This window comes from Stenotrophomonas sp. TWI700, assembly GCF_039673645.1.
Lineage (GTDB): Bacteria > Pseudomonadota > Gammaproteobacteria > Xanthomonadales > Xanthomonadaceae > Stenotrophomonas > Stenotrophomonas maltophilia_AA.
The window spans coordinates 32,795-55,153 of sequence record NZ_JBDJMB010000010.1; the positions used below are offsets into that span (position 1 = coordinate 32,795).

Sequence of the window (22,359 nt, forward strand, 5' to 3'; positions counted from 1 at the left end):
CAGATTTGCAAACTCCTGGGCCGGGGTGCGGACGTAGAATCGAATGACCGAGGACCGCGTGGCGATGCCACCGACCTCGCTGCAACCAGGCGCATCTCTCGACTTCAGTAACCTGTAACAGGAAACAAGAATGAACGTCCGCGAACTCCTGCAATCCAAGAAAGAAGCCATCGTCACCATCGATGTGGAAGACACCATCGGTGCCGCGGCCCACAAGATGAGCGCGCACAAGATCGCTGCCCTCGTGGTGATGAAAGACGATGCACCGGTGCGTATCGTGTCCGAGAAGGACATCGTGCGCAGCCTTGCGGAAGATGGTCCCCAGGCGGGCAGGCGGGTCATTTCCACGCTGCCGTCGGCAGGGCTGGAAGGCATCGGTCCCGACGCGAGCCTCAAGCAGGCGATGGCGCTGATGACGTACTCCCGCCATCGTCATCTGATGGTGACCGAGGGCGCCACGCTGGTCGGCATCCTGAGCCTGGGCGATATCGTGAAGAATCTGCTCAGCGAGCTGGAGCTGGAAAAGGCGGTCCTGCAGGACATCTACATGGCGGCGCACTGACGCTGTCCGATCTGCGTTGACGGGCATTGCCGGCCATCGGCCGGCAACCCCATGCGAGGTCAACGTGTGCGTTGAACCTCGACCAGGTGCTGGAGGTCGTCCTTCAGCAGCCGATAGGCGTCCTCGCGCGCCGCATCGCCGGTCTGCCGCAGTACCCACGACGGATGCACCGTGGCAAACGCCCGCGTGCCATCGTCCAGTACGTGCCAGCGCCCGTGGTTCTTCATCAGGTTGAAGCCGGCCCCGAACACGGCCGTGGCCGCGCTCGCCCCCAGGCAGACGATTACCTGCGGTCGCACGTTCTCGATCTCGCCCATCAGCCACGCCCGACACGCGTTGATGTGGGTCATCTGCGGCTTACTGTGGATGCGCCGCTTGCCGCGCCGCTCGAAACGGAAGTGCTTGACCGCATTGGTCAGGTAGAGCGCGCTGCGCTCGACGCCGAGTTCGCGCAGCGCACGATCCAGCAGCTGCCCGGCGGGGCCGACGAACGGATGCCCGCTCAGGTCCTCGCTGTCCCCGGGTTGTTCGCCGACCAGCATGATCGATGCATTCGGTGGACCTTCACCGAACACCGTCTGCGTGGCCGGTTCCCACAGCGGACAGCGGCGGCACGCCGCGGCGGCATCGCGAAGCGCGTCGAGCGTGGCAGGCGTCGTCTCTGTGGCCGGCTCCGGTGCCGCGATGGCCTGGGGGATGCGCCGCCGCGGGGCCTGCGCTTCACGGTCATGCATCTCCTGCACCCGGTCACCGGCATCACGCACCAGCTGTGGCAGCAACGAGGCTTCCGGCAGGTGCTTCCAGTATCTGGTGGGCATCTCCTGCTGCATCATCCGGGTGTTGAGCCGGGCCGGATTGAAGATGTTGGCGTAGTAGGTGCGCCACAGTTCTTCGCGTGCGTCTTCCATCGGCGCATCGCTCTGGTGGCCGCCCGCGCCGAACGACAGCTGCTGCCCATCCCAGTGCACGCTGCGGTACGGCGTCAGGATCGCCCAGCGCATGCCGGCGAATCGTCGCGCGAAAAACGGTGCGACGCGGTCGACGATCTGGTGATCCGGTTCGAACCAGGCAATGAACGCGTCTTGTTCGCCGGGCACCTCCCGGAAGCGCACGAAGGCCTTCATCTTGTGCGTATCGCGGCGTACCGCCTGGCTCAAGGCCATGGCGCGGAGCACGTCGGCATCGGCGGGATTGGACAGCAGGCTGCGTTCGCCATGGGTGATGCGCCACAGCATGCGATAGAGCAGTGACATCCGCTGCGGATCGCGATGGCACAGGCAGATGGCAGCCAGCTCGACAAAGCTCTTGGGGACATGGACCTGCGGCTCGGCCGGTGGCGCGCTGTCCTCCACCGAGCTCAGCGATGGCGCATCCAGCAGCGACGTCTCGCTGCCAGGCAACCAGTCCAGCTGATCCGGCGCGACCGCGTGGCGCAGGGCCAGGCGCGCGGCGGTGCGCCAGGCTTCCAGAGACCACGCCGGGTCGACCCGCACACTCCAGCGCGCCATGTCAGCTCGCGGCCGCGTCGGGGAACAACGCACCCTGTCGCGGCGGTGGTGCCAGTCGGGCCCGCAGCGCCGCCGTATCATCCAGTGCACGCCGCGGATGATGGTCGGCCAGCTGCACGAACGGCAGCAGCTTGCTCATGGGTGCACGCAGGCGGGCCACATCGGCCACGCGCAGACGACCATGCCGCCGCGCCATCAGCACGCGCTTGACGTTGCGTACGCCGAGCCCGGGCACGCGCAGCAGCAGCTCCTTGGGCGCGATGTTGAGATCGACCGGGAAGCGCTCGGGGTGGCGGATCGCCCAGGCCATTTTCGGGTCGATGTCCAGGTCCAGCATGCCGCCCTGGGTGGTATCGGTGATTTCCTCCACGCCGTACCCGTAGAAGCGCAGCAGCCAGTCCGCCTGGTAGAGGCGGTGCTCGCGTGCCAGCGGCGGTGCCTGCAGGGGCAGCGCCTTGCTGGCATCGGGAATGGGGCTGAAGGCGGAGTAATAGACGCGGCGCATCCGATAGTTGCCGTACAGATTGTCGGCCGCGCTGAGGATCTGGTTGTCGCTGGCACCGTCGGCGCCGACGATCATCTGGGTGCTCTGCCCGGCCGGCGCGAAGCGGGGCGCGCGGGCCCGGCGGCCGCGCAGGGCCGGCGCGGGGGGCGCTGCGGCGGCTGCCGAGGATGATGGCGCGTCAGGGTCCGGATGTGACGTGCGCGCTTCCTTGGCTTCCTCGATGCGCCAGCGCAGCTCGCCCATCGCGCCGCGGATCGACGGCAGGGATTTCTCCGGCGCGAAGCTGGCCAGCCCGGCCTCGGTGGGCAGCTCGATGTTGATCGACAGCCGATCGGCATGGCGACCGGCAAGCGCAAGCAGTTCCGGAGAGGCTTCCGGAATGGTCTTGAGGTGGATGTAGCCGCTGAACCGGCGTTCTTCGCGCAGCACGCGCGCGATCTCCACCATCTGCTCCATGGTGTAGTCGGCATTGCGGATGATCCCGCTGGAGAGAAACAGCCCCTCGATGTAGTTGCGCTTGTAGAAGTCCATCGTCAACGCGACCACTTCCTCCACGCTGAAACGCGCCCGCTGCACGTTGCTCGATACGCGGTTGACGCAGTACGCGCAGTCGTAGATGCAGAAGTTGGTCAGCAGGATCTTGAGCAGCGACACGCACCGGCCATCGGGCGTGTAGCTGTGGCAGATTCCCATCCCCTCGGTACTGCCGATGCCGCCGGATGCACGCGAATCGCGCTTGCCCGCGCCGCTGGAGGCGCAGGACGCGTCGTACTTCGCGGCATCGGCAAGGATGGCCAGTTTGCGGATCGTCTCCATGGAAAGACCGTACCGAGGCACGATCTCATCCAGTGAGACGCATCAGATAGTCCCTGAAGAATTCAGGTTCCGCCTCAGCCTTCGAAGGTCACCGTCACCGAGTCCGCGCTGTAGGTGGCCGGCCCATGGAACACCACTTCGATATTGTTGCCATCCGGATCCAGCGCGAACGCCGCGTAGTAGCCCGGATGGTAAGGACGCTCGGCCGGGGCGCCGTTGTCCTTGCCACCGTTGACCAGTGCCGCCTGGTGGAAGGCCTCGACGGTGGCGCGGTCGCGCGCCTGGAAGGCGAGGTGGTGGCGACCGGTGAGCTGGCCCAGCGCCGCGTCGCTGTCCGGCGTGGAGATGAACAGTTCGTCGGCCCAGAAGTAGGTGTCGCCTTCGCCGGCGATCGGAATGCCGATCGTGTCGAACACGGCCTGGTAAAAGCGGCGGCTGGCGGCGAGATCCCTGACCACCAGCTGCAGGTGATCGATCAGGCGGCCGCGGTGCAGTTCCATCGTTTCCATACCGACTCCGTTGGGTGGTGGGACGGGGCGCAGATATACCACTGGACGCAGCGCGACGCATCGCGGCGGTGTCGACCTTGCTGACTACGCGCTGCGGTCTGTCGGCCACGGCCCTTCCGCCGGCCCGCACGCTGACCTACGCTGCGCGCTGGCGTCATGAACGCGCAGGCGGAGGAGGCACGATGCTGTGGATGGTGATGGTGGCCCAGGCGGTCGCAGGCGATGCGGGTTATGAACAGGTGCGGGCGCTGGCGCAGCGCGATGAAGCCAGCCTGGCACCGGCGGCGTATGCGGAGATGCTGGACAGCATGAGCCGGGTCGGCGGCGCCAGCTTTACGCGCTGCATGCCCACGCCCGCGCCGCAGGCGCTGGCGCCCTTCACCGTGGTGCTGCAGCTGGATGCGCAGGGCAAGGTGGTGCGGACATGGCGCCAAGGCGAGGAGGCGGTCGCGCGCTGCGTCGATGCGGGGTTCGTCGGGAAAACGTTGTTCGTGCCGCCGAAAGCGCCGTTCCATGCGGCCTTCGAGTTCCAGGTCCAGCCCTAACCTCGACAACACGCCGGCGGGGCCGGCGCGTCGTACAGAGGCGGGATCAGGCGATCGGGGTATTGGAGATGATCTCCACCCAGTAGCCGTCCGGATCCTTGATGAAGGCCAGGTGCTTCATGCGGCCGTCTTCCAGGCGCTTCTGGTAGGGCACCTGCAGGGCGTCGAAGCGCTTGCAGGCGGCCTGGATGTCCGGCACGGAGACACAGATGTGGCCGAAGCCGCGCGGGTCGGTATTGCCGTCGTGGTAGACCGGGCCGTCCTGGTTCTCGGTGCCATGGTTGTGGGTCAGCTCGAGCACGCCGGGGATGCCGGCCATCCACACGCGGCGCGCGTCGTCGCCCTCGGGGATCTGGGTGCCGGCCGGCAGCAGGGCCAGGAAGTACAGGCTGAACTGCGCCTCGGCGAAGTCGCGCTGGTCGATCAGGCGGAAGCCGAGCACGCGGGTGTAGAAGTCCAGCGATGCGGCGGCGTCCTTGACGCGCAGCATGGAGTGGTTGAACACGAAGCCGGTGGTTTCGGCGGGCACCTGGGCGGCGACACCCGGCTGGTTCTGGAAGGCGGCAAGGCTCATGGGGGATCCTGGGGCGGGGCCGCATCGGCGCGGCGGACACGCCATTTTAGCGGTCCCGGCTGGGCGGGGTGGCGGGTAGAATGGTGTGTCTCCCTGAGCAGCGTTCATCATGTCCCAGCGTGAATGGGTGGCCGCCGCCATCCGCAAGATCGAAGCCGATTTCAACCGTTCGGCCGATACCCACCTGATTCCGATGGACCTGCCGGGGTTCGAGGGCATCGACCTGTACTTCAAGGACGAGTCCAGCCACCCCACCGGCAGCCTGAAGCATCGCCTGGCGCGCTCGCTGTTCCTGTACGCACTGACCAACGGCTGGCTGCGCGAAGGACGTCCGGTGATCGAAGCCTCCAGCGGCTCCACCGCCGTGTCCGAGGCGTATTTCGCGCGGCTGCTGGGCCTGCCGTTCATCGCGGTGATGCCGGCAACGACCTCGCCGGAGAAGATCGCGGCGATCGAGTTCCATGGCGGCCGTTGCCATCTGGTCGAGCGTGCCTGCGACCTGAACTGCGATTCGGAAACGCTGGCCCGCGAAACCGGCGGCCACTTCATGGACCAGTTCACGTATGCCGAGCGTGCGACCGACTGGCGGGCGAACAACAACATCGCGGAATCGATCTTCAAGCAGATGGCCGAGGAGCCGCATCCGGTGCCCGAGTGGATCGTGTGCAGCCCGGGCACCGGCGGCACCGCGGCGACGCTCGGCCGCTACGTGAGCTACCGCCGGCATGACACCCGCATCCTGTGCGCGGACCCGGAGGTCTCGGTGTTCTATGACGGCTATTGCGCCGCGCTGGCCGGGCAGCCCTGGCGCGAGCTGACCTGCAGTGGCGGCTCGCGGGTGGAAGGCATCGGCCGGCCGCGGGTGGAGTCCAGTTTCATCCCGACCAGCGTCGATGCGATGGTCAAGGTGCCCGATGCGCTGAGCCTGGCGGCGATGCGCCACGTCAGCCGCCAGCTGGGCCGCCGCGTGGGCGGCTCCACCGGGACCAACTTCATCGGCGTGCTGCAGGCCGCGCAGCTGATGCGCGATGCCGGCCGCAGCGGCTCGATCGTGACCATCCTGTGCGACAGCGGCGAGCGCTACGCGCACAGCTATTACAACCCCGAGTGGTACCCGAAGCAGGGCATCGACGTGGAGGGCGCCGATGCACTGCTCGCCGCTGCCGTGGCCGGGCAGGGGCTGCCCGTGCTGCCCTGCGTCTCGCTGGAAGCGCTGTACTGAGCGGGGCGCCGGATCTGGCGTGAACCTGGCCCATCGGCGCACGCCGGGGCCTTGTGCGGGGTGGGGGGCAATGCCATATCGTGGGGTGATGCCGCTGCGGCGGCCCCGTTGTCTGGAGATGCCTGTGACCCCCACCAACCCCCTGCTCGATTTTTCCGGCCTGCCGCGCTTCGATGCGATCCGGCCCGAGCACATCGCCCCGGCGATCGACGCGCTGCTCGCCGAGGCCGAGGCGGCGGTGAAGACCGCCGAGACCGTCACCCCGGTGACCTGGGCGAGCTTCGCCGACCCGCTCGACGATGCCACCGAGCGCCTGTGGCGCGCGTGGGGCCAGGTCGGCCACCTGCAGGCCGTGGTGAACACCCCGGCGCTGCGCGAGGCCTACAACGCCAACCTGCCCAAGGTGACCCGCTTCGGCAGCGCGCTGGGCCAGAACCTGGCGCTCTACCAGCAGTACCGGGCCCTGGCCGCCGCGCCGGAAGCGGCGCAGTACGATCCGGCACGCCGCAAGGTGCTGGAGAACGCGCTGCGCGATTTCCGCCTGGGCGGTGCTGAACTCGATGACGCCGGCAAGGCGCGCTACAGCGCGATCCGCGAGGAACTGTCCGCGCTGTCGGCGACGTTCTCGCAGAATGTGCTGGACGCCACCGATGCCTGGTCGCTGCACGTGGAAGACCCGGCCGAGCTGGCCGGCCTGCCGGACGACGTGATCGCTGCCGCGCGTGCCGCGGCGGAGAAGGACGATCTCCCCGGCTGGAAACTGACCCTGCAGATGCCGTGCTACCTGCCCGTGCAGACGTATGCCGAGCATCGCCCGTTGCGTGAAGCGCTGTACCGCGCCAACGCGATCCGTGCCTCCGAGTTCGGCGATGCCGCGCTGGACAACAGCGGCAACATCGATCGCGTGCTGGCGCTGCGTGCGGAGCTGGCCACGCTGCTGGGCTTCGCCAACTACGCCGAGTATTCGATCGCGACCAAGATGGCCGAGGATGCACCGCAGGTGCTGAGTTTCCTGCGCGATCTGGCCGCGCGTGCCAAGCCGTTCGCACAGCGCGACCGCGCCGAGCTGGAGGCGTTTGCCCGCGACGAACTGGGCATGCCCCCGCTGGAGGCCTGGGACCTGGCGTTCGCCGCGGAGAAACTGAAGCAGGCGCGTTACAGCTATTCCGAGCAGGAGGTGAAGCAGTACTTCACCGAGCCGAAGGTGCTGGACGGCCTGTTCAGCGTGATCCGCAGTCTGTATGGCCTGGTCGTTCAGCCGGACAACGCGCCGGTATGGCACCCGGATGTGCGCTTCTTCCGCCTGGTCGACGCACAGGGTGGGCTGGTCGGCCAGTTCTATCTGGATCTGTACGCACGCGAAGGCAAGCGCGGCGGCGCGTGGATGGACGATTGCCGCAACCGCCGCGAGACCGCCGCCGGTGTGCAGACGCCGCTGGTGTACCTGGTCTGCAATTTCGGCAAGGGCGCCGCGGGCCAACCGGCGACCTTCAGCCACAGCGATGTGACCACGCTGTTCCATGAAATGGGCCATGGCCTGCACCAGTTGCTGACCCGCATCGGCGAACTCGGCGTGGCCGGCATCAACGGCGTGGAGTGGGATGCGGTGGAGCTGCCGAGCCAGTTCATGGAGAACTTCTGCTGGGAATGGGAGCGCGTGCAGGCGATGACCGCCCACGTGGGCACAGGCGAGCCGCTGCCTCGCGCGCTGTTCGACCGCATGCTGGCCGCGCGCAATTTCCAGAGCGGCATGTTCACCGTGCGCCAGCTGGAATTCGCCCTGTTCGACATGCAGCTGCACAGCGATTTCGATCCGACCCAGGACAGCGTGCAGGCGTTGCTGGAACGCGTGCGCGATGAAGTGGCGGTCAACCGCCCACCCGCCTGGAATCGCTTCCCCAATCAGTTCAGCCACATTTTTGCCGGTGGCTATGCGGCCGGCTATTACAGCTACAAATGGGCCGAAGTGCTCAGCGCCGATGCCTATGCTGCGTTCGAGGAAGCCCCGGACAAGGTGACCGAAACCGGCCAGCGCTTCCGCGATGAAGTGCTGGCGCGGGGCGGCAGCCGCAGCGCCGCCGAGAACTTCGCCGCGTTCCGAGGGCGCGCACCGACCGTGGATGCGCTGCTGCGCCATAACGGGATGGCGTGATCCCGGAGGCCGCATCGTGCCGGCCGCTGGCCGGCGCCTCGCGTAAATCCGGCTGCCGGGTAGTGCCGGATGTCGGTAGTACCGGCCGCTGGCCGGCTCTGCACCATGCCGCGAGGGGCGTGGTGCCATGCAATACGGGGAGCCGGCCAGCGGCCGGCACTACCCGGCAGCGTGATCGGGCCGCACGTGGATCACTCCGCGTAGATCATCTTCCGGGTCATGCCGCCGTCGACGATGTGGTCCTGGCCGGTGATGAAGCCGGCCAGGTCCGAGAGCAGGAAGACGGCCAGCGCGGCGATGTCCGGCGGCTGGCCGACCCGGCCGACCGGATGCTGCGCATGATCGCGGCGCGAGAGCTTGGGCGTGCGCCGGCGTGACGGTGCCTGCCAGGCATCGGTGGTGATCCAGCCGGGGCTGATGCTGTTGACCCGCACCGCCGGCCCTTCGCTCAACGCGAGCGCATGGGTGAAGGCGACCAGCCCGCCCTTGGCGGCGGCATAGGCTTCACTGTCCGGTTCGGACTGCCACGCGCGCGTCGAGGCGATGTTGATGATCGCGCCCGTATGTTCGCGCAGGGCCGGGAGCGCATGCTTGCTGCACAGGAAGGCGCCCTGCAGGCTGGAGAGGCGGCGTTGCCACTCCGCCACCGGCATGTCCGCCAACGGCGTGCCATGCGCGCTGGCGATGCCGGCATTGTTGACCAGGCCGTCGATGCGGCCAAAGCGCTTGAGCGTGGCCTTCATCAACGCCTGCACGCTGCGCTCGCTGGCCACGTCCGCGCGCTGGAACGCCGCGCGTTCGGGCAGCGCCCATTCCTTCAGGCAGGCCTTGCCGGCATCGGCATCCAGATCGGCGATCATCACGCTGCCGCCGGCGCCGAGCACGGACTGCGCGATGCCGCGGCCGACGCCCTGCGCACCGCCGGTGATCACCACCACGCGGTCGCGCAGCGGCTGTGCCGGCCAGTCGAGGATGGCCGGTGTCAGTGACACGGCGGCATGTCGTTGCGGCCCAGCAGGCGCGTCCAGCCTTCGATGCCCAGCTTGTCCAGCGTTTCGATGTTGCGCTCCACGATCACGTCCGGATCCGGGAACGCGGCGACCGCACGCTCGACGCTGTCTTCGCGCAGCAGGTGCAGGGTCGGGTAGGGCGCGCGGTTGGTGTAGTTGCTCACGTCATCCGGCGCCGCGCCGGCGAACTGGTACTGCGGATGGAAGCTGGCCACCTGCAGGATGCCCTGCAGATCCAGTGCTTCGATCGCCGCATCGGCGTTGTCGAGGAAATCGTTGTAGTCCAGGAAATCGGTCAGCACGTCCGGGTGCACGATCAGCGTGGTGTCGATCTGCTCGGCCGGGGTATCGCGCAGCAGGATCAGCTCTTCGGCCAGTTCTTCGACCAGTGCTTCGGGGGTGGTGGCATCGCTGAGCACGAACCGCACCTGGTCCTTCACGTACACCGCTTTGGCGAACGGGCACAGGTTCAGGCCGATGACGATCTGCTCCAGCCACTTCCGGGTCTCGGCGATCGGGTCGTGGGTGGCGGTGAGGGACGCATCGTTCATGGCGGGCGGTGTCGCTGGCTGGGCTGTTGATTGTACGGCGCGGCGTGTGGGCACCGGTGTACGCATGCTTCCACTGTCCATTAACTGGACACCCGTCATGCTGATAAATCCTTATCCGGCAAGTACTTGCAGCACGCGAGCCACTGACCAATAGGCAGTGGCCCGCCGCAGGTATCCAATGGCCGGGTACACGACGCAAGGAGTTATCCGCGATGGCAACACAAGCATTCCTGCCGACGGCCACCTGGTCCGGCAAGCTCTTCGATGGCCAGTGGACCTCGGGTGCAGGCACCCAGGACGTGGTCGAACCGGCCACCGGCGAACGCCTGGGCGAGATCGCGATGGCCGACCCGGCGCAGATCGCGCGCGCCGCCGCCACCGCCGCCAAGGCGCAGCGCGACTGGGCCAGCGCCCCGTACGACACCCGCGCGCAGATCCTGCGCCGCGCCGCGCAGCTGGCCGAAGAACACAACGACGAGATCGTGCAGTGGCTGGTCCGCGAAAGTGGCTCGACCCAGCTCAAGGCGGGCTTCGAGGCCAAGGTGAATACCAAGGCGCTGCATGAAGCGGCGGCACTGCCCTCGCGCAGCATCGGCGAAGTACTGCCGTCCGAACCGGGCCGGTTGAACCTGGCGCGTCGCCGCCCGCTCGGCGTGGTCGGGGTGATCGCGCCCTTCAACTTCCCGCTGTACCTGGCCATGCGTGCGGTCGCCCCGGCGCTGGCGCTGGGCAACGCGGTGGTGCTCAAGCCCGATCCGCGTACCGCCGTGTGCGGTGGCTTCGTGATCGCGCGCCTGTTCGAACTGGCCGGGCTGCCGGCCGGCCTGCTGCACGTGCTGCCCGGTGATGGCGCGGCCGGGGCGGCGCTGACCAGCGACCCGAACATCGCGATGATCCAGTTCACCGGCTCCACCGGCGCCGGGCGCAAGGTCGGCGAAGCGGCCGGCAAGCACCTCAAGAAAGTGTCGCTGGAACTGGGCGGCAAGAACTCGCTGATCGTGCTCGACGACGCGGACATGGAGCTGGCCATCGCCAACACGGCGTGGGGCGTCTACCTGCACCAGGGCCAGATTTGCATGGCCACCGGCCGAGTATTGGTCCAGCGCAGCATCCATGCCCGCTTCCTGGAGAAGCTGGTGGCCAAGGCGAAGTCGCTCAAGGTCGGCAATCCGGCCGATGGCGAGGTGGCGATCGGGCCGCTGATCAACGCCCAGCAGCGCGACCACGCCGCGCGCATCGTCGCCGAGGCGCAGGCCGCCGGTGCCACGCTCGCGACCGGGGGTGGCTACAAGGATCTGTTCTTCGAACCGACCGTGCTCAGCGATGTGAGCCGCGACAACCCGGCCTTCCACGAAGAAATCTTCGCGCCGGTCGCGGTGGTGGTGCCGTTCGATACCGATGACGAGGCGGTCGAGCTGGCCAATGACAGCGAGTACGGCCTGTCGATGGCGATCGTGTCCAGCAATGTCGGCCGCGCACTGAAGCTCGGCGAACGACTGCGCACCGGCCTGCTGCACATCAACGACCAGACCGTGAACGATGAGGTGATCAATCCGTTCGGTGGCGTCGGCGCCTCGGGCAACGGCACCAGCATCGGTGGCCCGTCCAACATCGACGAGTTCACCCAGTGGCAGTGGATGACCGTCAAGGGCGAAGCGCCCGCGTATCCGATCTGAACCAGGAGACCCTCATGACCGCAACAGCAGAACTGCGCGACATCACCGTGGCCGTGGTGCGCGAAAAAGAACAGCCCTTCACGATCGAGAAGGCGCGCATTCGTGGCCCGCAGGACGACGAGGTACTCGTCCGCGTGGTCGCCACCGGCCTGTGCCATACCGACCTGATCGTGCGTGACCAGTACTACCCCGTGCCGCTGCCGGCGGTGCTCGGCCATGAAGGCGCGGGCATCGTCGAAGCGCTCGGCCCGGGCGTGAAAGACCTCAAGGTGGGCGACCACGTCGTGCTGACCTACGGCGCCTGCGGCCACTGCAATCCGTGCAGCGGCGGCCATGGCGCGTACTGCAAGGACTTCTTCGGGCTCAACTTCGGTGGTGGTGCGCTGGATGGTTCCACCGCGATCCAGGATCCGGACGGCAACCCGCTGCACGATCACTTCTTCGCGCAGTCCTCGTTCGCCACTTACGCACTGAGCCGCGAGAACAACGCGATCAAGGTGCCCGACGACGCGCCGATCGAACTGCTCGGCCCGCTCGGCTGCGGCATCCAGACCGGCGCCGGTGCGGTGATCAATTCGCTCAAGGTGACCGCCGGCAGCAGCTTCGCCAGCTTCGGTGCGGGCGCGGTCGGCCTGAGTGCGGTGATGGCCGCGCGCGTGGCCGGTGCGACCACCATCATCGCCATCGATGTGGTGCCTTCGCGCCTGGAACTGGCCACGGAACTGGGGGCCACGCATGTGATCAACAGCCGCGAGGTCGATGTGGTCGACGCGGTGCGCGGGATCACCGGCGGCGGCGCCAACTTCGCACTGGAATCCACGGGGCGTCCGGAGGTATTGGCACAGGGCATCGAAGCGCTTGGTGGGCTGGGTGTGATCGGCGTGGTCGGCGCCCCGAAGCTGGGGACCAAGGCCGAGTTCGACGTCAACAACCTGCTGCTCGGCGGACGCAGCATCCGCGGCATCGTGGAAGGCGACAGCGTGCCCAAGGTATTCATCCCGCAGCTGGTGCAGCTGTACCAGCAGGGCCGCTTCCCGTTCGACAGGCTGGTCAAGTTCTACCCGCTGGACCAGATCAACCAGGCCGCCGAGGACAGCACCCGCGGTGTCACCCTCAAGCCGATCCTGACCATCGGCGGGTGAAACGGTCCGTCGCGGGCATGCGTGCCTGCGACGACGTATCAGTCAGCTTTGCGGGAGTAGGCTGTCGGTCCGAGGTGGAGATCGACCGATGGCCGCGATGGTTCTGGAACAGCAGCAGGTACTGGCCGCCGCCCGTCAGCGCTTCGCCGAGGGCGGCGCGCTGATGGACAGCGTGGTCAGCCCGCCGGTACTGCGCTCCTGGGAGCGCTCGCGCCAGGCCGGCGTGCAGCCCCGGCAGGAGCCGTATTACGCGCCCCTTGCCCCGGCGGCCACGCGCCTGGATGACCCTGGCGACCGCCGCCTCGCACGCTGCGTGCGCGAGGACATGGACCATCTGTGGGCCGCCTTCGGGGGGCGCCAGTGGACCCTGTTCTGCGTCAACGCCGAAGGCCTGGTCATCGCCCAGCGCGAGCACGGCCTGGCCGACGTGCCGGTGCTGCGCCCGATCCAGGTCGGGCGCCGCCTGCGCGAGATCGACATCGGCACCACCGCACCGGCCTGCAGCCTGGCCGAAGATGCGCCCGCCCTGGTGCGCGGCAATGAACACTATCTCGACCGCTTCGCCACCGTGTTCTGCCTGAGCGTGCCGCTGCACGGCCTGGACGGCGAAGTACTGGGCGCACTGGACATCACCGGTACCGGCGAACGCGACGCAGAGCTGCTGCACGGCTACTTCCGGCAAGCGGCCCTGTCTGCCGAGAACCGCCTCATGCAGGATCACCGCCCCTGCCATCTGCTGGCCGTCCAGCACGACGCGCGCTGGCTGCACTCACCGCTGCAGGGCCTGTTGGCCATCGAAGAAGACGGCCACGTGCGCGCCGCCAACCGTGTGGCCCGGCGCCTGTTCGGACTGCCGCGTCGCGGCCCCTTGCCCGTCCTCACCCTGGACGGCCTGTTCGCCGGCGCCAGCACCCACCAGCGTCGCCGCCTGCTGCAGGCCGGCCCCGCCCACCGCGTCCGCCTGGACGACGACACCGCCGTGCACGTGCAGTACCTGCGGGGACCGCTCGCACCGCATGCGAGCCTGAAGATCGACGCGGCCCGCACCAACACCGCAAGTGCATCGCTGCGCACGCACACCACACAGCACGTGCGTGATGCCGTGGTCGCTCATCAAGGCAACATCAGCGCCGCCGCACGTCAGCTCGGGATCTCACGCACCACCCTGTACAAGCTGATTCGCGCGTAACGACCAACGCCCGGTGGTAAACACGCCGGAAGCCGCATCTTTTCGATATGGGCAACGAGGTTGCCGGCCAGCGGCCGGCACTACCGGTGGGGGATCGCCTGGTTGCCGGCCAGCGGCCGGCACTACCGCTTTGCTCGCCGGTCCGGTGACACATTGGTCGGGCGTCGGGTAGGGCCAGGCCTTGCCCGGACCATGAGCGGCATGGATGCCGCGACATGAGCCCCCATGGATGGGTTCACGGCGGGTCCGGGCAAGGCCTGGCCCTACCCGACGCAGCCCTCGACAGTGAATCGTGAGCCTCTTGCGATCAACTGGCAGCGCCAAAGCCAACAACAGCCCATCAGCAACAAACAGCGGCGCTCTTCGCTGACGCTCTTCGCTACAGCGGTTCCGCCAAAATCAATCGCGGAAATTGTCGAACTGCAGCGGAACCTCGAACGTCTCCTTCCTCAGCAGCGCCATCGCATCCTGCAGATCATCGCGCTTCTTGCCCGTCACCCGCAGCTTGTCGCCATTGATCTGGCTGTCCACCTTCAACTTGGCCTCCTTGATCTTCGCCGCGATCTTCTTGGCCACCTTCTGCTCGATACCCTGCTTGACCGTGATCTTCTGCCGCGCACCGGCCAGATTGGTCTCGATATCGCCGAACTCCAGGCACGCTGCATCGATCTTCCGCGCGATCAGCCGCTGGCGCAGGATGTCGGTCATCTGCTGCAGCTGGAAATCGCTCGGCGCGGACTGGCTGATCACGCTGTCTTCCAGCACGAACTTCGCGTCCACCCCCTTGAAATCGAAGCGCGTGGACAGCTCGCGGTTGGCCTGGTCGACCGCGTTGGTCAACTCGTGGATGTCGACTTCGGAAACAACGTCAAAAGAGGGCATGGGCAAACTCCAACGGGTGAATGCCCCCATTCTACCAAGCCACCATGGACGGGCCGGCCAAGCCGGCGATAATGGGCCATGAACACGCAGAAATCCCCCACCCGCGCTGTCGCCTGGATGCTGATCGCCGTCGCCTGCTTCTCGCTGATGGATGCCGGCATGAAGCAGCTGTCGGCCAGCTATCCGACCCTGCAGGTCACCTTCCTGCGCGGCGCGGCCTCGCTGCCGTTCGTGCTGGTCTGGGTCCTGGCCACCGCGGGCCCGCGCTCGCTGGTGCCCAAGCGCTGGGTCCTGCACCTGCTGCGCGGCGTGCTGGGCATGGTGATGATCGGCTGCTTCGTCTACGCCCTGCGCAGCCTGCCGCTCTCCACCGCCTACACCATCTACTTCGTCGCCCCGCTGCTGATCGCCGCGCTCTCCGTGCCCCTGCTCGGCGAGCACGTCGGCCCCCGCCGCTGGATCGCCATCGGGATCGGCCTGATCGGCGTACTGGTCGTGCTGCGCCCCGGCGTCGGCGGCATCATCTCCTTCCCCGGCCTGATGGTGCTGCTCGCCGCCACCGCCTACGCCCTGGCCGCGATCACGGTCAGCATGCTGACCCGGACCGACACCCCGCAGTCGATGGTCGTCTGGTTCCTGGTGATCATGGCGGTCGGCGCCGGCCTGCTCGCGATCCCGGACTGGCAGCCGCTGCAGTTCGGCCACGCGGCGCTGATCGCCGGCATGGGCCTGGCCGGGGCAGGGGGGCAGGTCGCCCTGACCCGCGCCTTCCAGCTGGGCGAAGCGTCGATGATCGCGCCGCTGGAGTACACCGGCCTGGTCTGGGTGATCGGCTGGGACCTGCTGTTCTGGGGCGTCCTGCCCGACCAGGTGACCTGGCTGGGCGCGGCGATCATCGTCGCCTCGGGCCTGTACCTGCTGCACCGCGAGCGGATCCGCCGGGTCCAGCCGCCGAGGCCGCTGGACCATCCCTGAGCCCGGCCGATGACCCGGGCCGGCCGGATCACGTTCTCTTAGAACCAAACGGAATATCATTCCGCGCAACCGCACGGGCCAGGGCCGCCCCGCGCTGGTAGGCTGCACGCCCCCTCCCGTCGATGCCCCGGTTGACCGCGAAGTGATCGAGTTCCAGCGCCTGCACAAATCCTATGCCGTCGGCGGCCGCGCGATTGCCGCGCTGCAGCCGCTCGACCTGACCATCGAGGCCGGCGAAGTCTTCGGCATCATCGGCCATTCCGGCGCGGGCAAATCGACCCTGATCCGGCTGATCAACCGGCTGGAGGAGCCGACCGGCGGCCGCCTGCTGATCAACGGCGAGGATGTCACCGCGCTCGACGCCGAGGGCCTGCGCGTGCTGCGCCGGAAGATCGGCATGATCTTCCAGCACTTCAACCTGCTGTCCTCGCGCACCGTCGCGGCCAACGTCGCTTTTCCGCTGGAGCTGGCCGGTACGCCGCGCGCGGAGATCGATGCGCGCGTCGACGAACTGCTGCATACCGTCGGCCTGGAAGCGCACGCCAGCAAGTACCCGGCGCAGCTGTCCGGTGGCCAGAAGCAGCGCGTCGGCATCGCCCGTGCCCTGGCCACCCGCCCGCAGATCCTGCTGTGCGATGAGGCCACCAGCGCGCTGGACCCGCAGACCACCGCCTCGGTGCTCAAGCTGCTCGGCAGGATCAACCGCGAGCTGGGCCTGACGATCGTGCTGATCACCCACGAGATGGATGTGATCCGGCGTGTCTGCGACCGCGTCGCCGTGCTCGATGCCGGCCACCTGGTCGAGACCGGCCCGGTCACCGAGGTGTTCCTGCACCCGCAGCACCCGACCACCCGCCGCTTCGTCAACGAATCGGAACAGGTCGACGAGGGCGAGCTGCACAAGGATTTCGAGGCCGTGGCCGGGCGCATCGTGCGCCTGACCTTCCTCGGTGCGGACACCTACGAACCGCTGCTGGGGCGCATCGCGCGCGAGACCGGCGTGGACTACAACATCCTGTCCGGCCGTATCGACCGGATCAAGGACACGCCGTATGGCCAGCTGACCGTGTCGCTGGTCGGAGGCGACGTACAGGCCGCGCAGGCGGGCTTCGTCGCCGCCGGTGTCCACCTTGAGGAGCTGCGCCGATGATCCTGGCCACCGCAGGCGGGTTCTTCCGCCATCTCGACGCCGGCAAATGGGCCGATATCGGCCAGGCCACGCTGGACACCCTGCTGATGCTCGGCGGTTCGCTGCCGCTGACGCTGCTCATCGGCCTGCCGCTGGGCGTGCTGCTGTTCCTGACCGGCTCGCCGCAGCTGCACCGCAAGCCGGTGCTGTACGGCTCGCTCGCATTGCTGGTGAACCTGCTGCGCTCGGTGCCCTTCATCATCCTGATGATCGTGCTGATCCCGCTGACGCTGTGGATGATGGGCACCTCGCTGGGCGTACGCGGTGCCATCGTGCCGCTGGTGATCGGCGCCGCGCCGTTCTACGCCCGCCTGGTCGAGACCGCGCTGCGTGAGGTGGACCGTGGCGTGATCGAAGCGACCCAGGCGATGGGCGCCACCACTTGGCAGCTGGTCACCCGGGTGCTGCTGCCCGAAGCGCGGCCGGGCCTGATCGCCGGCGCCACCGTCACCGTGATCGCCCTGATCGGCTTCACCGCCATGGGCGGTGCGATCGGCTCGGGCGGGCTGGGCGATCTGGCCTTCCGCGATGGCTACCAGCGTTCGCACACCGACGTGGCCCTGGTCACCGTGGTGCTGCTGCTGGTGCTGGTGCAGATCCTGCAGATGATCGGCGACCGCCTGGTGGAACACTACAGCCGGAAGTAACCGGTCGGTACCGACCGTGGGTCGGTACGCCGCCCTGTGTTGCGGCCTGACCGCCGCCCTTAGCGGACGTTCGGCACTTCAAAGCCCAGCCGGTCCACCTGTTCGGGGTGTTGCGGCACGCGCTTGAGCTTGTCGGTGTTGACCCCGTAATCGTCACGCAGGCGGGTGGCGAGTTCCTTGTAGAGTTCTTTGTCCATGTCCGGCTGGCGCGCGAAGATCCAGGCCATCTCGCGGCCCGGGTAGCCCAGCATCGCCCACGAATAATCCGGCGCGACTTCCAGCACGCGGGTGTGGGTCGGCACGATCTTGTAGAACCAGGTGCGCCAGTTGTGGTTGCCACTCTTCTCGTCCACCGAGGCGCGGACGGTCAGCTCCTGCTGCGGCTCGGAGAATCCATCGCGGTAGCGGTATCTGATCGACACCTTCTGGTCGCCGCGCAGCTGGAACTCGTTGACGCTGGCGACGTGGCCACGCTCGATCGGGTTCGGCACGCGGCCGATCACATACCAGGTGCCCATGAAGCGCTGCAGGTCGATCGGCGCACCGGCGCTGTCGACCGCGACCGGCGTCGGCGCGGGTTCCGGTTTGGTCTCATGGCGGAACGCACAGGCTGACAGCAACGCCAGCGAGGAGACCAACAGGACAGCGCGAAGCGGGCGGTTCGAAGACATGCGGCGGAAGGCTCCAGTGGCTGGCAGGGGCATGGTGGGTGGGACGGCGGAGAACGTCAATGGCGGCGCAGCGGTTGGGTGACCAATTCATGCAATCACGATGGCGGGCGTCCTTCCTGCCACGTCCCCGACGAGGTCGCAGCCCTTGAGATGGCAGCGCGGCAAGGTGACGCATCACTTTCGCACGGAGCTGTGTCATGACCCTGTCGTCTTCCCCACGTTCGTCCGACCGTCCCGATCCCCGCGTGCTGCGTTGCGTCAGGCAGGGGGCGCTGGCCGGGCTGGCCCTGGTCCTGGTGTGGCCGGCCGCGCGGGGCCACAGCGAGTGGATCGGCTGGCTGCCGCTGTGGCTGGCCGGCATGCCCCTGATGGCCTGGTGGAGCCTGCATCGCTTCCGTTTGCCGCTGGCCGGCCTGCTCGCCCGGAGCGCCCGCCGTCGCCGGGGGCCGCAGGCACGACGTCGCAGCCGCCCGCTGGCGCGTCCGGCCCGGCCTGACCTTCGACACGTGAGCCGCGGCCAGCCGGTGTGATAGCGTCCCAAGGCTATGACTGCCTGGAGCTGCAATGTCACGATTCGCTTCCGCCTGCCTGATGGCAGGTCTGATCTCCGCCGGTGCGGCGGGAACCGCCATGGCTGCTGACGCCCCGGCGGACAAGTACGCCTGGCTTGAAGACGTCACCGGCGACAAGCCGCTGGCGTGGGTCAAGGAACAGAACGCCAAGTCCGAGGGCCGCCTGGCCACGACCCCGGCGTTCAAGCAGATGGAGGCCAGCATCCGCGAGGTGCTCGACTCCGACGCCAAGATTCCCGGCGTGCAGAAGATCGGCGACTACTACTACAACTTCTGGAAGGACAAGCAGCACGAGCGCGGCCTGTGGCGCCGCACCACGCTGGCCGAGTACCGCAAGGCCTCGCCGCAGTGGGAAACCGTGCTGGACCTGGATGCGCTGAACAAGGCCGAAGGCGAGAACTGGGTCTGGCACGGCGCCGACTGCCTGCGTCCGGACTATTCGCGCTGCCTGATCGCGCTGTCGCGCGGCGGCGCCGATGCCGACGTCACCCGCGAGTTCGACCTGGCCAACAAGACCTGGATCAAGGACGGTTTCTTCCGCCCGGAATCCAAGGGTGGCCTGAACTGGATCGACCGCGACACTGTATTCGTCTACACCGATTTCGGCACCGGCACGATGACCACCTCCGGTTATCCGCGCGTGGCCAAGCTGTGGAAGCGCGGCACCCCGATGGCCTCGGCCTCGGTGGTCTACGAAGGCAAGCCCGATGACATGTACATCGCGGCCATGCACGACGATACCCCCGGCTACGAGCGCAACCTGGTCAGCCGCACGCTGGCCTTCTACAACAACGAGCTCTACCTGCGCGCCGACGACGGCACGCTGACCAGGATCGATGCGCCGAACTCGGCGGAGAAGGGCCTGCGCAAGCAGTGGCTGACCCTGGAACTGCGCGAACCGTGGACCGTGGGCGGCAAGACCTACGCCGCCGGCTCGCTGCTGGCCACCAAGCTGGACGACTATCTCGCCGGCAAGCGTGACTTCGACGTGCTGTTCGCCCCGACCGACACCACCTCGCTGGCGGGCACCAGCTGGACCCGGAACCACCTGGTCCTGAACGTGCTGGACGACGTCAAGAGCCGCCTGAGCGTGCTGACCCCGGGCGACAGCGGCTGGAAGACGAGTGCCTTCACCGGCGCGCCGTCGTTCGGCACCGTGGCCGTCAGTGCGGTCGATGCCGATGACAGCGATGCGGTGTGGATGACCGTCACCGACTACCTGACCCCGACCACCCTGGCCATTGCCGAGATCGGCAAGCAGCCTGAAGTGCTCAAGACCATGCCGACGTTCTTCAACGCCGACGGCAAGGTGATCGAGCAGCACTTCGCCACCAGCAAGGATGGCACCCGCGTGCCGTACTTCGTGGTGCACGGCAAGGACATGAAGCTGGACGGCTCCAATCCGACCCTGCTGTACGGTTACGGCGGCTTCGAAATCTCGCTGACCCCGTCCTACTCCGGTGGCATGGGCCGCGCGTGGCTGGAAAAGGGCGGCGTTTACGTGGTGGCCAACATCCGCGGCGGTGGCGAGTATGGCCCGCGCTGGCACCAGGCGGCGCTGAAGCAGAACCGGCACAAGGCCTATGAAGACATGGCCGCCGTCGCCCGTGACCTGGTCAGCCGCAAGATCACCTCGGCCAAGCACCTGGGCGTGCAGGGCGGCAGCAACGGTGGCCTGCTCACCGGCAACATGCTGACCCAGTACCCGGAGCTGTTCGGTGCGGTCGTGGTGCAGGTCCCGCTGCTGGACATGAAGCGCTACAGCCACCTGCTGGCCGGCGCCTCGTGGATGGCCGAGTACGGCAATCCGGACACGGCCGACTGGGACTTCATCAAGACCTTCTCGCCGTACCACCTCTTCGACGCCAGCAAGACCTACCCGCCGGTGCTGTTCACCACCTCCACGCGCGATGACCGCGTGCATCCGGCGCATGCGCGCAAGATGGCCGCGAAGATGATCGACGCCGGCAAGGACGTGACCTACTACGAGAACATCGAAGGCGGTCATGGCGGCGCGGCGAACAACGCGCAGGCCGCGCACATGCAGGCGCTGGCCTACAGCTTCCTGTGGGAGCAGCTGAGCAAGTAACGACGCCTCCGGGTGGTGGGGCGTCGAGTTGGCCTCACCCCATTTATGCGCCGCGCAGCAATGCGCGGCGTTTTTTTTGGCCGATCAACGCACCCACGTTTCCAGCCCATGGGCGATGCGCCGCACGGCCTCTTCCAGCCGCGGAACTTCCTGCGTGTACGCCAGGCGCACATGCTCGTTCGCACGGTGGTGCCCGAAGTCCAGGCCCGGCGTGAACGCCACATGCTCGGTCTCCAGGAAATGCGCGCAGAACGCCTGCGCATCATCGGTGAATGCACTCACGTCGGCGTACAGATAGAACGCGCCTTCCGGTTCCACTTCGATGCGGAAATCGAGCGCGCGCAGCGCCGGCAGCAGGTAATCGCGACGCTCGCGGAACGCCGCACGACGCTGCTCGAAGATCGCGATCGAGTCCGGCTCGAAACACGCCAGCGCCGCATGCTGGGCGATGCTCGAGGCGCTGATGTACAGATTCTGCGCCAGCTTCTCCAGCTCCCGCACCGCCTGCGGTGGCGCGACCAGCCAACCCAGGCGCCAGCCGGTCATCCCGTAGTACTTCGAGAAGCTGTTGAGCACGAAGGCTTCGTCATCCACCTGCAGCACGCTGGCCGCGTCCATGCCGTAGGTAAGGCCGTGGTAGATCTCATCCACCACCAGGTGCCCGCCGCGCGCCTTCAACGACTGCGACAGCGCGGAAAGCTGCGCCGCGGAGAGCACGGTGCCGGTCGGGTTGGCCGGGGAGGCGACCAGCGCACCGACACTGTCGGCGTTCCACTGCCGTGCCACCAGCTCCGGCGTCAGCTGGTAGGCCGTCTCCGGGCCGACCGGCACCAGCTGCGCGGCGCCTTCCACCAGCCGCAGGAAGTGCCGGTTGCACGGATACCCCGGATCGGCCAGCAACCAATGTTTTCCCGGGTCCACCAGCAGGCTGCTGGCCAGCAACAGGGCACCTGAGCCGCCGGGGGTCACCAGGATGCGCTCCGGATCGATCTGCACCTGATACCGATCCCGGTAGAACCCGGCGATCGCCTCGCGCAGCGCGGGCAGGCCGCGGGCTGCCGTGTAGCGCGTATGGCCGGCCGCCAGCGCTGCCTGGCCGGCGCGTACGATCGGGGCGGCGGTGGTGAAGTCCGGCTCGCCGATCTCCAGATGGATCACGTCGTGGCCGGCCTGCTCCAGCGCCTGCGCGCGGGCCAGCAGCGACATCACGTGGAAGGGTTCGATTTCCTGGCTGCGGCGGCTGTAGCCGGTGCCGGTGGGGGGCGTGCGGGAAGTGTCCATGGCCTGATGATAGGCGCAGTGACCAACGACAGGCTTGCTGCTGGCCCACCCGCCGGCACAGACTGCAGGAACACGGACGCCATTGCATTCCC

21 protein-coding genes are annotated in these 22,359 nt (G+C 67.6%); 12 read left to right on the plus strand and 9 right to left on the minus strand.

Annotation, left to right across the window (positions count from 1 at the left end; translation table 11 throughout):
* The first annotated feature begins 130 nt into the window (after positions 1 to 130).
* Positions 131 to 562, plus strand: coding sequence for a CBS domain-containing protein (locus ABE473_RS09670; protein WP_176988126.1), 432 nt, complete (start codon positions 131 to 133; stop codon positions 560 to 562).
* 59 nt (positions 563 to 621) lie between these two features.
* Here ABE473_RS09670 and ABE473_RS09675 read toward each other — a convergent pair whose 3' ends face one another.
* The 3 genes from ABE473_RS09675 to ABE473_RS09685 form a co-directional block, all read right to left on the minus strand.
* Positions 622 to 2,070, minus strand: a complete 1,449-nt coding sequence (locus tag ABE473_RS09675; protein ID WP_346489321.1) for a UdgX family uracil-DNA binding protein — start codon at positions 2,068 to 2,070, stop codon at positions 622 to 624.
* A 1-nt stretch (position 2,071) separates the two neighbouring features.
* The gene (locus tag ABE473_RS09680; RefSeq protein WP_346489322.1) at positions 2,072 to 3,391 is read right to left on the minus strand and encodes a putative DNA modification/repair radical SAM protein; all 1,320 of its coding nucleotides are present in this window, start codon (positions 3,389 to 3,391) and stop codon (positions 2,072 to 2,074) included.
* A gap of 74 nt (positions 3,392 to 3,465) precedes the next feature.
* Positions 3,466 to 3,900 carry a VOC family protein gene (locus tag ABE473_RS09685; RefSeq protein WP_346489323.1) on the minus strand — a complete coding sequence of 145 codons (435 nt, stop codon included), beginning with the start codon at positions 3,898 to 3,900 and terminating at the stop codon, positions 3,466 to 3,468.
* Between the two features lie 182 nt (positions 3,901 to 4,082).
* Between ABE473_RS09685 and ABE473_RS09690 the strand changes: the two genes are divergently transcribed.
* The gene (locus ABE473_RS09690; RefSeq protein ID WP_346489324.1) at positions 4,083 to 4,445 is read left to right on the plus strand and encodes a hypothetical protein; all 363 of its coding nucleotides are present in this window, start codon (positions 4,083 to 4,085) and stop codon (positions 4,443 to 4,445) included.
* Between the two features lie 46 nt (positions 4,446 to 4,491).
* Here the strand turns inward: ABE473_RS09690 and gloA are convergent, their stop codons facing one another.
* A complete protein-coding gene (gene gloA / locus ABE473_RS09695; RefSeq protein WP_346489325.1) occupies positions 4,492 to 5,019 on the minus strand; it encodes a lactoylglutathione lyase in 528 nt (175 codons plus the stop codon).
* Positions 5,020 to 5,128: 109 nt separating this feature from the next.
* Between gloA and ABE473_RS09700 the strand changes: the two genes are divergently transcribed.
* Positions 5,129 to 6,241 (plus strand): PLP-dependent cysteine synthase family protein, encoded by a 1,113-nt coding sequence (locus ABE473_RS09700; RefSeq protein WP_176988132.1) that lies wholly within the window; start codon positions 5,129 to 5,131, stop codon positions 6,239 to 6,241.
* Positions 6,242 to 6,359: 118 nt separating this feature from the next.
* Positions 6,360 to 8,393 carry a M3 family metallopeptidase gene (locus ABE473_RS09705; RefSeq protein WP_346489326.1) on the plus strand — a complete coding sequence of 678 codons (2,034 nt, stop codon included), beginning with the start codon at positions 6,360 to 6,362 and terminating at the stop codon, positions 8,391 to 8,393.
* A gap of 191 nt (positions 8,394 to 8,584) precedes the next feature.
* Here the strand turns inward: ABE473_RS09705 and ABE473_RS09710 are convergent, their stop codons facing one another.
* Both ABE473_RS09710 and ABE473_RS09715 read right to left on the minus strand, forming a co-directional pair.
* Complete coding sequence (locus ABE473_RS09710) at positions 8,585 to 9,385, minus strand: SDR family oxidoreductase (protein ID WP_346489327.1); 801 nt, start codon at positions 9,383 to 9,385, stop codon at positions 8,585 to 8,587.
* Entirely contained in the window at positions 9,376 to 9,954 is a 579-nt protein-coding gene (locus ABE473_RS09715) for a DUF1415 domain-containing protein (protein WP_123730129.1), read from the minus strand. Before ABE473_RS09715 ends, ABE473_RS09710 begins: the two co-directional genes overlap by 10 nt.
* Positions 9,955 to 10,166: 212 nt before the next feature.
* Between ABE473_RS09715 and ABE473_RS09720 the strand changes: the two genes are divergently transcribed.
* The 3 genes from ABE473_RS09720 to ABE473_RS09730 all read left to right on the plus strand — a co-directional run bounded on the left by ABE473_RS09720 (position 10,167) and on the right by ABE473_RS09730 (position 13,961).
* Positions 10,167 to 11,630 carry a benzaldehyde dehydrogenase gene (locus ABE473_RS09720; RefSeq protein ID WP_346477736.1) on the plus strand — a complete coding sequence of 488 codons (1,464 nt, stop codon included), beginning with the start codon at positions 10,167 to 10,169 and terminating at the stop codon, positions 11,628 to 11,630.
* A gap of 14 nt (positions 11,631 to 11,644) precedes the next feature.
* The gene (locus tag ABE473_RS09725) at positions 11,645 to 12,772 is read left to right on the plus strand and encodes an NAD(P)-dependent alcohol dehydrogenase (RefSeq protein WP_346489328.1); all 1,128 of its coding nucleotides are present in this window, start codon (positions 11,645 to 11,647) and stop codon (positions 12,770 to 12,772) included.
* 88 nt (positions 12,773 to 12,860) lie between these two features.
* On the plus strand, positions 12,861 to 13,961 hold the full coding sequence (locus ABE473_RS09730; RefSeq protein ID WP_346489329.1) for a helix-turn-helix domain-containing protein: 1,101 nt from the start codon (positions 12,861 to 12,863) through the stop codon (positions 13,959 to 13,961).
* A gap of 399 nt (positions 13,962 to 14,360) precedes the next feature.
* Here ABE473_RS09730 and ABE473_RS09735 read toward each other — a convergent pair whose 3' ends face one another.
* Entirely contained in the window at positions 14,361 to 14,843 is a 483-nt protein-coding gene (locus ABE473_RS09735) for a YajQ family cyclic di-GMP-binding protein (protein WP_176988139.1), read from the minus strand.
* 78 nt (positions 14,844 to 14,921) lie between these two features.
* Here ABE473_RS09735 and ABE473_RS09740 point away from each other — a divergent pair, with 78 nt between their 5' ends.
* The 3 genes from ABE473_RS09740 (at position 14,922) to ABE473_RS09750 (ending at position 17,654) form a co-directional block, all read left to right on the plus strand.
* On the plus strand, positions 14,922 to 15,818 hold the full coding sequence (locus tag ABE473_RS09740; RefSeq protein WP_346489330.1) for a DMT family transporter: 897 nt from the start codon (positions 14,922 to 14,924) through the stop codon (positions 15,816 to 15,818).
* A gap of 142 nt (positions 15,819 to 15,960) precedes the next feature.
* A complete protein-coding gene (locus tag ABE473_RS09745; protein WP_179460010.1) occupies positions 15,961 to 16,968 on the plus strand; it encodes a methionine ABC transporter ATP-binding protein in 1,008 nt (335 codons plus the stop codon).
* Positions 16,965 to 17,654, plus strand: a complete 690-nt coding sequence (locus ABE473_RS09750) for a methionine ABC transporter permease (RefSeq protein WP_179460011.1) — start codon at positions 16,965 to 16,967, stop codon at positions 17,652 to 17,654. Before ABE473_RS09745 ends, ABE473_RS09750 begins: the two co-directional genes overlap by 4 nt.
* 59 nt (positions 17,655 to 17,713) lie before the next feature.
* Here ABE473_RS09750 and ABE473_RS09755 read toward each other — a convergent pair whose 3' ends face one another.
* A complete protein-coding gene (locus ABE473_RS09755) occupies positions 17,714 to 18,325 on the minus strand; it encodes a lipocalin family protein (RefSeq protein WP_176988144.1) in 612 nt (203 codons plus the stop codon).
* A gap of 203 nt (positions 18,326 to 18,528) precedes the next feature.
* Here ABE473_RS09755 and ABE473_RS09760 point away from each other — a divergent pair, with 203 nt between their 5' ends.
* Together ABE473_RS09760 and ABE473_RS09765 are read left to right on the plus strand one after the other, a co-directional pair.
* A complete protein-coding gene (locus ABE473_RS09760) occupies positions 18,529 to 18,855 on the plus strand; it encodes a hypothetical protein (protein WP_241696400.1) in 327 nt (108 codons plus the stop codon).
* 34 nt (positions 18,856 to 18,889) lie between these two features.
* Positions 18,890 to 20,986 (plus strand): prolyl oligopeptidase family serine peptidase, encoded by a 2,097-nt coding sequence (locus ABE473_RS09765; protein WP_346489331.1) that lies wholly within the window; start codon positions 18,890 to 18,892, stop codon positions 20,984 to 20,986.
* Positions 20,987 to 21,070: 84 nt separating this feature from the next.
* Here ABE473_RS09765 and ABE473_RS09770 read toward each other — a convergent pair whose 3' ends face one another.
* A complete protein-coding gene (locus ABE473_RS09770; protein ID WP_346489332.1) occupies positions 21,071 to 22,267 on the minus strand; it encodes a pyridoxal phosphate-dependent aminotransferase in 1,197 nt (398 codons plus the stop codon).
* Positions 22,268 to 22,359 lie beyond the last annotated feature (92 nt).